The 15,025-nt window shown below is 43.7% G+C and carries 12 protein-coding genes; 9 read left to right on the top strand and 3 right to left on the bottom strand.

Annotation, left to right across the window (positions count from 1 at the left end; all coding sequences use genetic code 11):
- The first annotated feature begins 1 nt into the window (after position 1).
- From JGK39_RS11120 to JGK39_RS11090, 7 genes are all read left to right on the top strand, one after another.
- Positions 2–1,630: a DUF2079 domain-containing protein gene (locus JGK39_RS11120; RefSeq protein WP_293296329.1), complete on the top strand. Its 1,629-nt coding sequence runs from the start codon at positions 2–4 to the stop codon at positions 1,628–1,630.
- Positions 1,631–2,236: 606 nt separating this feature from the next.
- Positions 2,237–2,905, top strand: coding sequence for a DUF3318 domain-containing protein (locus JGK39_RS11115; RefSeq protein WP_293183247.1), 669 nt, complete (start codon positions 2,237–2,239; stop codon positions 2,903–2,905).
- Positions 2,906–3,348: 443 nt separating this feature from the next.
- On the top strand, positions 3,349–4,347 hold the full coding sequence (locus JGK39_RS11110) for a sugar transferase (protein WP_293296331.1): 999 nt from the start codon (positions 3,349–3,351) through the stop codon (positions 4,345–4,347).
- A 249-nt stretch (positions 4,348–4,596) separates the two neighbouring features.
- Positions 4,597–4,797, top strand: coding sequence for a hypothetical protein (locus JGK39_RS11105; RefSeq protein ID WP_293183251.1), 201 nt, complete (start codon positions 4,597–4,599; stop codon positions 4,795–4,797).
- Between the two features lie 93 nt (positions 4,798–4,890).
- Complete coding sequence (locus JGK39_RS11100) at positions 4,891–5,328, top strand: ATP-binding protein (RefSeq protein ID WP_293183253.1); 438 nt, start codon at positions 4,891–4,893, stop codon at positions 5,326–5,328.
- Positions 5,329–5,492: 164 nt separating this feature from the next.
- Complete coding sequence (locus JGK39_RS11095) at positions 5,493–6,761, top strand: glycosyltransferase family 4 protein (protein ID WP_293296332.1); 1,269 nt, start codon at positions 5,493–5,495, stop codon at positions 6,759–6,761.
- 179 nt (positions 6,762–6,940) lie between these two features.
- Entirely contained in the window at positions 6,941–7,711 is a 771-nt protein-coding gene (locus JGK39_RS11090) for a Uma2 family endonuclease (RefSeq protein WP_293296333.1), read from the top strand.
- Positions 7,712–7,818: 107 nt separating this feature from the next.
- Here the strand turns inward: JGK39_RS11090 and JGK39_RS11085 are convergent, their stop codons facing one another.
- The 3 genes from JGK39_RS11085 to JGK39_RS11075 all read right to left on the bottom strand — a co-directional run bounded on the left by JGK39_RS11085 (position 7,819) and on the right by JGK39_RS11075 (position 10,518).
- Entirely contained in the window at positions 7,819–8,520 is a 702-nt protein-coding gene (locus JGK39_RS11085; protein ID WP_293296335.1) for a pentapeptide repeat-containing protein, read from the bottom strand.
- 117 nt (positions 8,521–8,637) lie between these two features.
- On the bottom strand, positions 8,638–9,423 hold the full coding sequence (locus JGK39_RS11080) for a hypothetical protein (protein ID WP_293296337.1): 786 nt from the start codon (positions 9,421–9,423) through the stop codon (positions 8,638–8,640).
- Positions 9,424–10,518, bottom strand: a complete 1,095-nt coding sequence (locus JGK39_RS11075) for a hypothetical protein (protein WP_293296338.1) — start codon at positions 10,516–10,518, stop codon at positions 9,424–9,426.
- A 279-nt stretch (positions 10,519–10,797) separates the two neighbouring features.
- Between JGK39_RS11075 and JGK39_RS11070 the strand changes: the two genes are divergently transcribed.
- Complete coding sequence (locus JGK39_RS11070) at positions 10,798–12,399, top strand: ATP-binding protein (RefSeq protein ID WP_293296340.1); 1,602 nt, start codon at positions 10,798–10,800, stop codon at positions 12,397–12,399.
- The gene (locus tag JGK39_RS11065; RefSeq protein ID WP_293296342.1) at positions 12,392–15,019 is read left to right on the top strand and encodes a WD40 repeat domain-containing protein; all 2,628 of its coding nucleotides are present in this window, start codon (positions 12,392–12,394) and stop codon (positions 15,017–15,019) included. Before JGK39_RS11070 ends, JGK39_RS11065 begins: the two co-directional genes overlap by 8 nt.
- The last annotated feature ends 6 nt before the right edge of the window (positions 15,020–15,025 follow it).

Raw genomic sequence — 15,025 nt, 5'->3', positions numbered from 1 at the left:
CATGAAATTCAAACCTATTGATTCCTGGAACAGTCAAACAGGATTGCGTCAAGCTACAATCCTAGCAACTATATTTTTTATAATAGTTTTAACTTTTAGCATCATCCGCTACGAAAGCTTTTTATCTACCTACGATCACGGTCTATTTAACCAAGTATTTTGGAACAGCGTACACGGCAATCTTTTTCAAAGTTCAATGTCCTCCGCTGCATCTAGCGCCTCGTTGATAGACCGACAACTGTCATACCCATCTTACATCCATTTAGGGCAACACTTTGTCATCGATTTTCTGATTTGGCTGCCGATTTATGCTTTGTTTCCATCTCCTGTCACCCTGATTGTTCTACAAGTAGCTTTAATTGCTGCCGCCGGAATAGTGCTGTATTTCTTAGCAAGACACTATCTATCTGTTCCGATGTCAGTAATGATAGTTGCTAGCTATTACGGAGCAAATGGTGTCATCGGCCCGACGCTGGGAAATTTTTACGAGCACTGCCAGATTCCTCTATTTATGTTTAGTTTGCTCCTAGCTTTAGAAAAGCAGCGCTGGCCGCTGTTTTGGCTGTTCGCAGTTTTAACATTAGGAACTCGTGAAGATGCTGGAATTAGCTTGTTTGGCATCGGAGCGTATTTAATTGTTAGCCGTCGCTATCCCCGGGCGGGTATAGCTTTGTGCGCGCTCAGTTTTAGCTATGTGGTGTTTATAACTAATACAATTATGCCGAGGTTTTCGGTTGACAATTCCCGCTTGTACATAGCAAGTTACTTTAGTAAATTTGTCAAAACAGAGAATCCGTCAACACTAGAACTGTTGTGGGCAATTATCACTCAACCTCAGATAATTATTGAAGTATTTTTTAAGGATGCAAGCAGGCGGATTTTATATGTTTTAGGTCATTGGTTGCCGCTAGGATTTGTGCCTGCGATTACTCCTAGTGCCTGGTTAATGACTATTTTTCCTTTACTGGTTCTGTTGCTGCAAGTTGTTAATAAGTCGGCTACTTCTATCAACACCCGCTACACATTTGCGATAATTCCGGGGTTGTTTTACGGTACAATCCTGTGGTGGTCGCAAAATCAAGATAAATTTAAACCAAGGTTCCATCGCTTCTGGATTGGGTGCATTGCTTTGTCGATCGTACTTACCTACACTTCTAATCCGAGTAAAGCTTTGTATTCTATTTCTCCTTATTCTTTCCAACCTTGGGTTTATCAATCTTTGTCGGCTCAACTGGGCCATGCAGCTAATGTCAAAAAAGTCTTGAGTTTGATTCCCCAAGATGCTAGTGTTTCTACTAGCGGTTATATAGTTTCTCACCTTTCGGGCCGCCGGAACCTGATTCGTTTAGAGGTGATGCAGATGAAAGATGAAGGGGGAGAAGTTGTTGATATTGATTATGCGCTGTTAGATTTGTGGCAGTTGAAGCAAAATAATTTGAAAGCTGAGGTTGACCGAGGTAGGGTTCGGGGGGCAGTGCGTTTTACAGACGAAGCTCTGCGGAACGGTTCTTACGGAATTGCTGAAGTATTGGACGGGGTGGTTTTGGTGCAAAAAGGGATTACTTCTAAGCCGGATGTTTTGGCGGCTTGGTCGAAATTGCGGCAGGAAATTCAACCGTTGATGAAATAGTCGGAAGAAATCGATCGCCCACAACGACTAAAATCTAGTAAAATTGCCAAAAGGTCGATCGACCCCCGCCACGAGGCTATATTTGGATTCAAGGTTTGCTATAACGCTTCGCGTGAGAACCCCGGTCTTTTCCGCAGGGTATGAAACGCAGCAGCCGTTTGAAGGCTGCCAATAAGATATAATTAATCTGTGGGAAGTAGGCGTATCAACTACGTGTAGAACCAATCCTAGAACGGTGAGATACCGGGCAGTAAGACACCCTCAGCATTTATGCCTGAGAAAGACTATGGCACAGCCAAGCAATGCAGGATGGGGAGCGTACCGAACTGGCGAAAGTGTTGATGCATTGCGAAACCACGATCGACTCGAACGTAGACCCAATGGCAGCACTGCAAAGTAGCTGTTCTGAGGTGAGTAGGGGCGCTTTGACTCGCCCCCAGAAACAGAGACACTGGTCAGCTAACCGGAAAATATTGAAGCGTGTGAAGTGTGGCTTCAGCCCACGTAGCAGTATCCGTTTAGAATCCCCTCGCGTTTAGGCAGGGGAGAAGTCAAACTCCAGAAATAGACACATATTAACCTTTGGAAAATCAATAGGCCGGAGCTATGACATCCTATGCAACCTCTACAGCAAGAGCCGAGATGAGTGAGATCCGGCGCTTGAAAAATATACTGCCCCCAGAACTCCAAAGTTGGGTAACAGTAGAAAAAACAATAGAAGTTAATCCCACCCTAATCCGTAGCGAAGAGATAGGCAAAGACCAGGTAGAAATACAGATAGACCTGATCCGCTGGGAACAGCTAGCAATGGATCAGCGCAACCTCCTATTTTGGCATGAAGTCGCCCGCATCCAAAACGACACCATCCCCAGAGACGGTTGGGAAATGGCGGCTCTGGCGATCGGTTTAGGCGGCGCCGTCGGCGAACTTTGGGTGCAAGACGGCTTGCTGCTGGTACTGGCCCTATCTTTGTGCGGCGTCTCCGGCTGGAGACTTTACCAAAAAAACAACGGAGACAAAAGTTTAAAAGAAGCAGTAGACGCTGACGAAAAAGCTCTCACCCTCGCCACTCGCTTCGGCTACACTCTGCCAAACGCTTATAAAAGCCTCGGTAGTGCCTTAAAAACCTTAATCGAGCAAACCTCCAAAAAAACTCAACGGGCTAAATACGAAGCTCGTCTCCAGGCCCTGAAACGCAACGCAGCCAAAGCCAAAGCCAAAGTCCAACCCATCAGCCGCGAAACCTCCCAGTCAGAAAACGTCTACAATTCTTGACCTACTCCTCTGACTTCTGGTGCGGAGTTTTCAAGTTAACGGTTAACTGTTGACATTCCTGTTACACAGTTAACCGTTAACTTTTAGCTGTTCGCTGCGGTAACTTTCCCCCTGCAAGACAGGCTCGAAAATTCTTAACGACAAAATTAATCGCTCTGAATCCACAAAAATCTTGATTCAGATTTGACAGATACTTCCAGCCCGGACAGTTGGGTAGCTGATGGGTTCAAAATTTTTCCGCCAAAACTTGGACGGGTTGATGACCGGTAGACTTGAGTCTACCCTGACCTGTGATATGGCGAGGCTCGGCGGCCACATTTTTACGGGTTTTTGTAAAGTTTGTATAAAGCTGGGCTTTAGATCGGAACAATATTTGGTAAACGTGGAGCGGCTAGGACACAATAGGCTAAAGACATCAGCTTGAAATTTGAAACTAGGACTTCATGGTCAGCCAAACCCCAGAGACAGATTTTCGGGTTACATACTTGGACGAGATTCCCTCGGTTCACATACCCGTGCGCTTGAGCGTACTTGAAGCCGTAAACTTCAAGACAACCTGCCAGCAACTTTTCTCTGAAAACACCGTTCCCAGCAAAATTGTCCTAGACTTCAGTCAGACGACATTCATTGACAGTAGCGGGATCGGTGCTTTAGTCAGCAATCTGAAATTTGCCAAACAGCGCGGCAGCGACTTGGTGCTCCGAAGCCTCAAGCCACAGGTGATGGCAGTATTTGCTCTCACCAGCCTAGATCAAGTGCTGACAATCGAGCAGCCTTCTGCAACGTCAACTCCCATAGAGACACACCCCTCCGACAATCAGCTACCGATGACGCATCCCTCGGTGCAGTCGTTGGTGAAACGGGTGATAGATGTCGTTGGGGCGATCGTCGGTTTGATAATTACAGGAATTTTGTTTGTACCCATAGCGGCAGCCATCACGATTAACGATCCGGGCCCGATATTGTTTGCACAAACCCGCTGCGGCTGGATGGGCAGAAGATTTCGGATTTGGAAATTTCGATCGATGTGTACTAATGCCGAAGCCATGAAAGCCGAAATTAAAAACCAAGCTTCTGGCGCATTTTTCAAAAATGACAACGACCCGCGGATTACCAAAGTCGGACGCATCTTGCGGAAAACGAGTCTCGACGAACTGCCACAGTTTTGGAACGTGCTCAAAGGCGAAATGAGTCTAGTCGGCACTAGACCGCCTACTCCAGACGAAGTTGAGCGCTACGAAGTCCCTCAGTGGCAGCGTTTTGATGTCAAACCTGGAATGACAGGCGAATGGCAAGTCAACGGTCGCTCTAAAGTCCGCGATTTTGAAGATGTCATCCGTTTAGATTTAAAATACCAACAAGACTGGAGCCTGATGTATGACCTGAAACTAATTGTTAAAACCATAACTGTGCTGTTTAACAAAAATAGTGGCGCTATGTAGAGCGGTCAACAACCGATTGCTGAAATTTTAGTTGCTGTTGATTTCTCGACAGCCGGAACTCGAACTTGATACTTAGTCAAGTAGGCGATCGATCGCGATACTTACGTTAGTATTAAGTGTTAAAATTCACACAGAAAATGTGCATCTATTTACCAGCTCTGCGATCGGAGCATTAATTAGCAATTGGCGAGTTCGAGGTCGTACTCGAATGACTCCAGCAGGGTTTTCGAGGACGACAAGAACTCAGGTGTGTTGAGAAAAGTACCGACTGCTAACACGGTCGAAGCTGAAATAACTCATCGCAAGCTGCTGAGTCGGGAAATTTTCCGATTTAAACGTCCTACCGAAGCGGGTTACAGTATCGGAAGTCTCTCATTTTCGCGATCGAGTAAATGGTGCGAAAGGAATGCTCACCTTGAGGCAAAACGGGCTTCTTCAATTCAAGCTTGACTAAACTAATATGTTGCCAAGACCTTGCCCTCCTTTTCCTCTCCAACCTGCGCTGGCTACAGCGGTGGTGGGGGGCGACCAGGGAGAAGAAAAATGAAAGACGAGCAACCAATTGCCGAGTTTGACCTTCAGGTTACAACAGACCTGAACGCTCTGACACAAGTTTCGGAATGGTTGGAGAATATTGTTCTGCCGCTGATACCACAGGACTTGTGGTGGCAGTGCAGCCTGATTGTTAATGAAGGGTTTACAAATGCTGTCCGCCATGCTCACCAGAACTTGCCCCCCGAGACGCCGATCGACATTGACGTAAAAGTGTTTGCAGACTACTTAGAAATTAGGATTTGGGACAGAGGTCAACCCTTCAACCTGGAATCAAAGCTGCGCTCGATCCTGCAAGAGCAGCGCGATCCGTTGGATAGAGAAGGAGAAAGGGGACTGGTGTTTATGTACAAGCTCACCGACGAGCTGCACTATATCCGTACCGACGATCGCTCCAACTGCCTGGTAATGCGTAAAAACCTTATCTAAGGGCGCGATGCGGGCCCTCCCCTGGGCGGCTTCTGGCGATCGTCGGCAGGGCCGGGCGCCGCCCCTGCGATGCTCCCTGACACCCAACCACATCCTCTGCAAATCACCGGGTGGACGATGGAGTAGAGGAGCGGCAGGACTATTTGCTTCAAAATAAATATATTATGCGTATTCTAATTTATTCCTATAACTACTATCCAGAGCCGATCGGCATTGCCCCCTTGATGACAGAACTAGCCCAAGGCCTAGTCAAGCGAGGGCACCAAGTTCGAGTCGTCACCGGAATGCCCAACTATCCCCAGCGGCGAATTTATCCGCAATATCGGGGCAAATTTTACCTCACCGAAGAACACAACGGCGTCACTATTCAGCGCAGCTACCTGCGCGTCAACGGCCCTCACCCCAGCCTGCTAGACCGACTTTTGCTAGACGGTAGTTTTGTCGTATCCAGCGCCGTCCAAGCATTCAGAGGCTGGCGTCCCGACGTGATTTTCTCCACAATGCCACCTTTACCGATTTGCGTCCCAGTGGCCTTTTACGGCTGGATTCGCAATATCCCGATCGTCCTCAATGTTCAGGATATCGTCTCAGAAGCAGCCGTGCGCGTCGGCTTGGTGAAAAAAAACGGAATGCTAATTAAGATTGCTGACGCCCTAGAAAAATTAGCCTACAGCACAGCCAGCCAAGTCAGCGTCATCGACAGCGGTTTTGTCAGCAAATTGCACTCTCAGGGAGTACCCCCGGAAAAAATAGTTTGCGTTCCGAATTGGGTTGATGTGAATTTCATCCGCCCTTTACCAAAAGAAAATAACCCTTTTCGCGAAGCCCACAAACTAAATGGCAAGTTTGTGGTTCTTTATGCTGGAAATATTGCCCTTACCCAAGGCTTACAAACAGTTGTCAAAGCAGCAGCCCGTTTGAAACACATACCCGAAATTGCTTTTTTAATTGTGGGGGAATCAACAGCACTGACGCGCTTGCAAAAAGATTGCGAAACTTACAAAGCTACTAATGTAATGTTACTGTCGTTTGAACCGCGAGAAAAATTGCCCGAAATGTTAGCTGCTGCGGATGTTAGTTTAGTCGTACAAAAGCGCCGGGTAACTAACTTTAATATGCCTTCAAAAATTCAAGTGCTGCTGGCGAGCGGCCGGGCAATTTTGGCGTCGGTTCCCGAAACTGGTACGGCGCATAAAGCAGTGCAGCAAAGCGGCGGCGGGGTTGTGGTAGCGCCGGAAGATCCGCAGGCTTTGGCTGATGCTGTTGAGGATTTGTTCTTAAATTGCGATCGGGTGGATGCGTTGGGGGAGCAAGGTAGAAAGTATGCTGTGGAGAATTACGGATTTGAGGAAGCTTTGAATCATTATGAGGCTTTATTTGCGGCGGTGGCGGCGAGTCATGCTGAGAAAATCTTGCAACCTCTGCCAAAGTAGGCGGTTGAAACCGGGTCTCTAGTCGAAATAAGTAGGCGGTTGAAACCGCGTCTCTAGTCAAACTTTCGTCCGCCGACGCGGACTCAAAAATTAAGAGCGGACTAAAGAATCAAGGGGGTATTTAAGTTAGATTAGAGCTTACCAATTACCCATTACCAATTCCCAATTCCCAAAATACTATGAAATTCACCCTAGATGTAGAAAACAACCCTACAGGCTGGCCAGACCACACTCAGCTACCAGAATCCGACGGTACTTTTGTGAAAAATTTTCAAGAACATCCCCAAAGCATTCTGTTAACCGATTCCATTACTCCCGTCCTCGAAAGAATTCATCCAGATGCAAACTATTGTATCGGTCAAGATAGCGGCATTTATTGGCGGTTAACTGAGCCGCTAGAACGGGGCGCGGAAGCACCCGACTGGTTTTATGTGCCGAATGTGCCGCCAACGCTTGATGGTCAATCGCGCCGTTCTTATGTGATGTGGCAAGAATTTGTATCACCGTTAATTGTGTTGGAGTTTGTATCGGGGAATGGGGCGGAGGAACGGGACAGAACGCCTTTATTGCGAACTGGTCAACAGGAAACTAAGCCTGGTAAATTCTGGATTTATGAAAATGTGATTCATGCGGGATTTTATGCCATTTATGAAGTGAGTAAGGCGAGTGTTGAAGTTTATGCTCTGATGAACAATAGCTATCGATTGGTTGCTGCAAATGAACGCGGTCATTATCCGATTGAACCGTTGGGTGTTGAATTGGGAATTTGGCAGGGAAGGTATCAAAATATGGAGTTACCTTGGTTGCGCTGGTGGGATAGTAAAGGGAATTTGTTGTTGGCGGGGGCTGAAAGGGCTGATGTACAAGAACAAAGGGCCAATCGCGCTGAACAAGAATTAGAGCAGTTGCGGGCTCAATTGCGATCGATCCTAATTCAACCGGACTTGTGAGGGAAACCTTGACTGGGAGGGGATTGGGGGACAAAGGGCGATCGCCCGAATTTGATGATTGAGGGAATCAAGGGCGATCGGGATCAATCCAACCTACAAGAAAATGGCTAAGCTTTGTGCTTGACAAAAAAAATACCTTCAGGTAGGCGCACACCTGTCAAAGTCGTGAACAGAGTATGAGCAAATTGGGGGTTAGAACCTTCCAAATCAGCATAACTTAAATTTGCCATTGTCAGGTCAGCTTCACCCACATTCGTATTGCTAAGGTCAGCCCAAGTCAAGTTTGCTCGACTCAAATTAGCACGGCTAAGATTTGCTCCTTTTAAATCAGCCTTGCTCAAGTCAGCAGCGTATAATTGAGCATCGGGCAATTCTGCTCCTACTAAGAAAGCATGGTATAAATTGGCATAGCTCAAATTAGCTTTGCCGAAGTTTACTCCATTTAGATTTGCGCCTCTCAAGTCAGTTCCTACAAGTACAGCTTCGTATAAATTAGCGTTACTCATATCTATCCCCTGTAAATTCATTCCACTGAGTGTTACCCCACTTAAGTCAGCACCTTTTAGTTGTACTGCATTATGTAACTCGACCATCCGAAAATCAGACCCCCGGAAATCAATTCCTCGCAGATTAATTTGTTGCAAATTAACCTTCTCAAAAATTAAGTTGCGAAAATCTCTCCGACCGTAGTTGTAGTCTCGATAAAATTCTGTCTCGATAATTTTACGCAATTTAGGAGGTTGAGGAGGAAGCGTGGCACTATCATTACCTACAATTGTGCGAAAGCTTTTTAACCATTTGAGTAGCATAATTTTTCTCCGATTCTGTCTGTCAAGTTAATTCAACGTCAAACTCTTTCCAAGTTTAGAAACCCAGTTTATGTAAGAAACAGGGTTTCTCTATCTTCGTTTTTTTTAGTGAAGCTATTACGCTTCTAAATCATCAGATTGGGTTCCCGGAACCTTATCAAAAATGTTTCGGCGGGTACGAGCAGCTAATTCTCCACAATATCTTGGCAAAAAGTCGAGATAATTTAAGCTGCGACGCAGGTAAGCTTTAGGATGAGGACTTTGCTCAAAAAAGACAACTGATATGTGGGCTTGTTCGACCAAAAACCTCCGAATATAATCGATGTCATTCACTAGCTTTTGGTAACGTAGGTTATCAGCGTTTTGTTCGGGAGTTAGTTTACCTGTTGTGGGTTGAGGATGTTTTTTTGCAATGTTAAAGAGGCGATAAATTCCCTGAGCGAGGTCTTTTTGCTCTAACTCCAGCCTTTGTTCGATCGCTTTGATATAGTCATCTTGGATCGGCTCTGGCTGCTCTTGCAGGTAAAGCCCTACAAGCTGGAGATTGTACCCTAAAGAATAGGCTGCTTTTTCAACAATTTCTACATTCTGAGTAAGAGCCTGAGTTAACCTTTTAGCTCTTGACGGGGATATCACTTCCTTGCCTGAACGGAGAAGTTTAACAACCTGTTTTAATTTGGGATCGTCACATTTACCAGTGCTCCGGTATTGATCGGCTTTGCTGGTATCAATGTACTTGTTTTGAGGATCGGTTCTGGAATGACCTCGAAAGTCAATCACATTTTCAGGTTGAGTGTCATTGGGATTTTTTGCTGTCATAACAATTACTTGTGAGTGTTGAGTGACTGTTTTTTCGGTATTTGGTTGTTGCGTACCCCAGGGTGAATAGGGTACACTTTGCATTTAGCTATCTTCCAAAAATTCATCAAGTTCCATTTGGAGAGACTCGTCAAACGACATTTTAATGTCTTCACGGTACGAATGAGCGATCGCCAACGCGCAAGCCCCCGCAGATGTAATAACTGATGTCGCGAAAAAGAAAAGTGAAAAGCCGAGACTATTCCAATTTCCTGTCATCAGTTTTGAAGTCGTACTTTGTATCGCTAAGCGAGTCGCTTCTGTCCCAGAAATTAACTGACCGTTAGCGTCGAAGTGCTGTTGGTAAAGAGCGGGCATGATTTGCTTGACTCCTGCTGTATAGCTAGCCGATTTTACGACCTGAGCTTTTTGCTTTTCCCAGTCAGCTTTAGCGACTTGAGAGACTTTGAAAGCATCTTCTGTTAAAAGCTTAGCTAAGGGGCAGAAGGGTACTTTAGCTTGACCTTCTTGAGCCAACACCGATTTCCAGTCGCGGTTTTGTTCTTGATACAAACCGTTAGCTTTGATAAAGTAGTCATTCCGTGCGGTGCTGCCTTCAGGATAAGTCGCAGCCTTTTCTTGAAACTCTTTACATTTGGCTTCTGCATCTTTAACCGCTCTTAAATCCGGCTGAACGTCGTTAACCTTAATTTCTTGTTCGGCGACCAATTCTTTTGCTCTTAACTCGGCTAAATGACTTTGGTTGAGCGATAATTCAGGTGCGACTAAAGAGGTTCCCGACATCAATACATTCATTGCCAACATCGGCACGGTGGCACAGGCAGACCAAATTCGGTTTCCCGGTTTGCGGGTAGCAACTGCTTTGCCCATACCGTTGGTAAATTTGGTCATAGCAAGAGCAAGGGCAAGGGCGAAAATGAATCCTAAAAGTCCCATGTCTTTGCAGGAGTACAACAGCAAGGGGAATATACTCACGCCGTCAATCGTGTTGCTGACGTTCATCGCTGTTGCTGTAACTGTCGAAGCTTGTGTGACTTCTTCAGTAACGTAATTAGAGCCGTGGAGTTCTTTGGGGCTAGTCAAGATCAAATCTTTCGACTTTTTGAACCATGTTTTGCTCTTTTTCAACCAAATATTAGGGTTGGCAGAAGTTTCATAAGGGTGATTTAGTTCGTGCATTTCTCTTTTCTCGCTGGGACATCTGTACTCTGACACGGGTGACAAAAATATGACAGAGGGCAAAAGGGGGGTCTTTTTTCTGCCCCTTTTGCCCCCTTTTGCCCCCTTGCCACGATTTGAGCGATCGCCCTACACTACTGCTATCAGTCACAAATACGCAGTTGCGTCGATCGGTAGCAGACATGAATAACAGAGAAAGCCTTGGAAACCCCGAAACAGGAGTAGTAGAGAAAAATTTGCTATCTTTAAGAGAATTTAGTATGAACTGGAGTACAGTCTGTGAGTCCAACATCCAGCAACATTAACGTGCCGTTAACCCTAGAAGGCGTGGAACTGCTGAAGAACAGGATGAAAGATATAGCAAGAGAAGTGGATAAAATGTCCGATCCACACCTGGCAAGACTGGCAGGTGTAAAAACTGAAGTTATTGGTCAGCACCGTAAAAATCGGAATTCCGTTACTCTAGACGATGCTGAGAAAATTGAACAGGCTAAGGACAAAGCGTCAAAAAAATGGACTCAACCAGTCCTTATAACTGTCGCAGGGGTTAGTAAAGATACGATTGAGCGAATGTTCAAGTGTAACCGAGTGCGTGTTGATTCTATCAAGAGCGTTGCCAGTGCCTTGCGTGTAGATGAGCGCGACCTTGTTGATCGAATTTATTGGCCGAGATTTGCTACAACAGTTGATTTGTCTGAAGACGCTGAACCTAAGCTAGATGATGATCGGCAAGCGCGAGCTCCTTTTGCTCATCCTTTTCAAACGATAATCGAGCAGAAAACCAAAGATTTCGTCGGGCGTGAATATGTATTCACCGAAATAGCAAAATTTATTAATAGCAAAACAAGCGGCTATTTCACTATCATCGGCGATCCGGGAATTGGGAAAAGTACGATTCTGGCGAAATATGTGCAGGATACTGGGTGCGTGGCTCATTTTAATGTAGAAAATGACGGCGAGAATCGCGCCGACCAATTCTTAGAAAGTGTCTGCAAACAACTAATCAAACAGTATCAACTATCCTATTCTTTGCCTTTACCTGCCGATGCCAAGAGCGACGGTGTTTTTCTCAAAAAGTTGTTAGATGAAGTTGCCATAAAGAGAAACGGTAAACCCGTGGTGATTGCGGTTGATGCCTTAGATGAAGTTGACCAGTCCAGTCAAACAAACAAAAATGCCAATATTCTTTACTTTCCGCGCTATTTACCAAGCGGGATTTATTTTGTCACAACAGTTAGACGTGGTGTTGATGTACAATTAGTGACTGATGCAGCACAACAAATATTTAACTTTATGGACTATCAATCTCAAAGTCATGAAGATGTCTGCACCTATATTAGAAATCGAGTTGACGGTAGTGATAAGCTACGTCAATGGATTCAAAGCCAGAACCTGACAGAACAAAATTTCATTGACGAAATTGCAGCTAGAAGTGAAAACAATTTCATGTATTTGTACTATGTTTTGTATGGAATTGAGGAGGATATATATCCAGACTTGAACCTCGATAGTTTACCTCTAGGCTTGCAGCAATACTATCAATTCCACTGGCAGAAAATGGGGATGAATGATATACCGCGTTCAAACGTCAAAATTAATGTTATGTATCATTTGGCAGAAAGCCGTCAGCCAATTTCATGCCAGCTAATCTCTGGGTATATTGGCGAAACTCCTTTGAAAGTACAGGAGGTCTTAAAAGCATGGCTACAATTTTTACACAAGCGTACTATTGAAGGTGAAGTTTGCTACAGCATCTATCACCCTGATTTTTGGAGATTTTTACATAAGCATGAAACTATAGAGGCTGCACGGGTTTCGATTCCAAAAATTAATAAACAAAAGTCAGATTATTTATGGAAGGGATTGCTTGGAGATGAGTAATTTAAAAGCACGGTTAGCCAATATGCCACCTGCCCAGCGACGAGATACTTTGGAAATACCAATTTATCTAGCGAATGCAAGAGAGGCAAAGCGATTGCAGAGTTTGTTAACCAATTTTGATTTCATTGATGCTAAGATTTCTCACAAAGAGTTTGGAGTACAGGCACTAATTACAGATTACGACTTAGCTTTGCAACCTGATATTGAGATTGTTGAAGAGATCAAGGAAAATCTGAAATTAATTCAAGATGCGATTAGGATGTCGGCCAATGTTTTAACTGATGATCCCAGTCAACTCCCTAGTCAACTGCTTGGGCATTTGATGCCTTACAAGAGTGTAGACGAGTCTGAATTTAAGTCGAAGTCTTGGACACAAATTCTGTTAATAAAAGTGATTAGTTATTGGAAACAGCCACCTGAATTTGTTGAAACATTAATGTTATTTGCTTGGTCGCTAACATTCAATATCCTCACTCGTCCGTTACAATTTATTAACGATAAATTGCCTTCAAGATTCTCCCTTTATCCATTTTTGTATTGGTGGTATAAGTTTGTTGAAGTAGCTACTAACTGGATAGTCAAGCTGATTTTTATATATCCATGTGTTTCCTATCAAGTTAGTGATTTGATGAAAAAACGTTATTTCAAACAAAAACCTCCATACTTTTTTACAATAGATGTACTTCTCGAACAAGTAGAAAAGTCTAAAGATAGACCTTGGCTGCGTCCATTAACACCCAGCTTAACCCCAGCAGGCGAAATTTTAATACGCACTCTTTCTCTTGAAGATGATGATTTTTTGTTCCAGGGAATAATTGCTATCACTCCTGACGGAACAAAAATGGTTTCAGGTTCAAAGAGTCTTATCGTTTGGGATATGAAGACAGGAACTATTTTAAAGACTATTACAGGCCATAAGTCAGTTAATGCAGTCGTTATTACATCAGATGGAAAGCAAATTGTTTCAGGTTCAACTGATAGCACCATCAAGATTTGGGATATTGAAACTGGCAAAAATATAAATACTTTGATAGGTCATAATTCATCTATAAGAGCTATTGCGATTACACCTGATGGTAAAAATATTGTTTCAGCATCACAGGATACTACTCTTAAAGTTTGGGACTTACAAACAGGTGAGTGCTTATGTACTTGTATCGAACACCAAAAATCTGTCAGTGTTTTAGCTATTCATCCAGATGGAGATAAAGTGATTTCCGGTGACGACGACAAAAGACTCATCATTTGGAATTTGAAAAATGGGCAGTTACTAAGAGAAATAAGAACTTTTGAGGGATATCTTTATGCTATAGCTATTAGTAATTATGGTTTTAGTTTTACAGGAGATGAGAAAAAAATCCTGGTATCAACACGAGTAAGAGAACGAGATAATCCATTTGAAGTTTGCGATATATCGACAGGTGAAGTTTTGAAAAACCTTACAGATGAAACTTGGCTTGGCACTTATATTACTCATGTTGCTATTACTCCAGATAAAACTAAAGTTGTTGCAGCTTCTAAAGATCGAAATCAAATAAAAATCTTGGATTTAAGAACAGGTATCCCAAGGGGATCTTTTGAGGCTCATTACGGTCAATATGTAACAGCATTGGCTATTACTCCCGATAGTAAACAGGTAGTTACCGGAGCGCACAAAACTATTAAAATTTGGGACTTAACATTAATACAAAAAAAATCCAAAATCAAATCCATCACAAAGCACAATAGTTCTGTTCAGGCAGTAGCTATTACCCCAGATGGAAAACAAGCTATTTCAGGTGACGGAAACGGTACTATAATCATTTGGGATATTGATTCTCAAAAACCCCTCAAAACTCTCGGAGGGGGCTACAACGGAATAAAATCAATCGCTGTTACCCCAGATGGTCAAAAATTTGTATCAACTTTTGTGTCAGGTGAAGGAAGCTATAAAGGGGTTCAAATTTGGAACTTGCATAATACAAAAAAACTATTTGGAAATTGCAGGGCAGAAAGAGAAGTTGAAACAGTAGCTATTACTCCTGATTCCAAGTACATTGTCTCAGGAGTATACAATAGCATAATTATTTGGAATTTAGAGTCTCAAAATATTTTTAGAGAGTTATACGATCCAGATTTAAGGCCGATTACTTCAGTTGCGATTACCCCTGACGGCAAGTATATTATTGCTGGAACAGTGGGAAATTTATTAGTTGTTTGGGATTTTAAGTCTGGTCATAAAATTAAGGTTATAGAGTTATTAAACGAATGGAATGGACACGATAGTGGCAAGTCAATTATGAGTATAGCCGTTACTCCCAACAGCCAACAACTAATTTCAGCATCAAGCGATAATTCTCTAAGACTTTGGGACATCGCCCAAGGGATAGAATTAAAAAAGTTTTTTATTCATAATAATTCTGCTGATGCAGTGGTTGTTACTCCATCTGGAGAATTTGCCATCTCAGCAGATGACACTATTAAAGTTTGGCATATACAAACTGGCAAAATAGTTGCAAGTTTTTCTGTAGAGTCTAGTGTACTTTCTGTTGCTGTTGCTCCAGATGGTTTAACAATTGTGGCTGGTGAGCTTTCAGGACGAGTACATTTCCTGCGATTGGAAGGTATAGATATATCCTAAAATTAG

The organism is Microcoleus sp. PH2017_12_PCY_D_A (assembly GCF_020738565.1).
Classification (GTDB): Bacteria; Cyanobacteriota; Cyanobacteriia; order Cyanobacteriales; family Microcoleaceae; genus Microcoleus.
Note: the sequence above shows the minus strand (reverse complement) of the source record. Positions and strands in the feature narration are given on the sequence as shown.

Coding starts and splice junctions, on each gene's coding strand:
- JGK39_RS11120 (WP_293296329.1), top strand. CDS start 2: ATGAAATTCAAACCTATTGATTCCTGGAACAGTCAAACAGGATTGCGT.
- JGK39_RS11115 (WP_293183247.1), top strand. CDS start 2,237: ATGACATCCTATGCAACCTCTACAGCAAGAGCCGAGATGAGTGAGATC.
- JGK39_RS11110 (WP_293296331.1), top strand. CDS start 3,349: ATGGTCAGCCAAACCCCAGAGACAGATTTTCGGGTTACATACTTGGAC.
- JGK39_RS11100 (WP_293183253.1), top strand. CDS start 4,891: ATGAAAGACGAGCAACCAATTGCCGAGTTTGACCTTCAGGTTACAACA.
- JGK39_RS11095 (WP_293296332.1), top strand. CDS start 5,493: ATGCGTATTCTAATTTATTCCTATAACTACTATCCAGAGCCGATCGGC.
- JGK39_RS11090 (WP_293296333.1), top strand. CDS start 6,941: ATGAAATTCACCCTAGATGTAGAAAACAACCCTACAGGCTGGCCAGAC.
- JGK39_RS11085 (WP_293296335.1), bottom strand. CDS start 8,520: ATGCTACTCAAATGGTTAAAAAGCTTTCGCACAATTGTAGGTAATGAT.
- JGK39_RS11080 (WP_293296337.1), bottom strand. CDS start 9,423: ATGCAAAGTGTACCCTATTCACCCTGGGGTACGCAACAACCAAATACC.
- JGK39_RS11075 (WP_293296338.1), bottom strand. CDS start 10,518: ATGCACGAACTAAATCACCCTTATGAAACTTCTGCCAACCCTAATATT.
- JGK39_RS11065 (WP_293296342.1), top strand. CDS start 12,392: ATGAGTAATTTAAAAGCACGGTTAGCCAATATGCCACCTGCCCAGCGA.